1 pseudogene is annotated in these 231 nt (G+C 52.8%); it reads right to left on the bottom strand.

The annotated features are described in order from the left end of the window. Nucleotides 1-231: pseudogene (locus CHH91_RS19195) on the bottom strand (sugar ABC transporter); the annotation flags it as partial.

A 231-nucleotide genomic window follows, 5' to 3' on the forward strand; every position in this document is an offset into this window, starting at 1 on the left:
TTCGCATTGATCATCACTGCACCATTGTGAGATGAAATTCCAGTAGAACGCCCTTTTTGCCCGTCTGGACCACTTGGAATGTCGTAAGCCTGGTACTCAGCGCCCTCTACATTTTGCTTTAGCTCGCTTAAAGGCCAGTCAGGCATCCAATGAGGACCAGCAATGATGCCGGCTCGCCCAGATGTGAACAGTTCCGCCGCTTTGCCCTCGTCCCAAAGGCCTGACTCTGGA

The sequence above is a fragment of the Virgibacillus sp. 7505 genome (assembly GCF_002272135.1).
GTDB lineage: Bacteria > Bacillota > Bacilli > Bacillales > Amphibacillaceae > Terribacillus.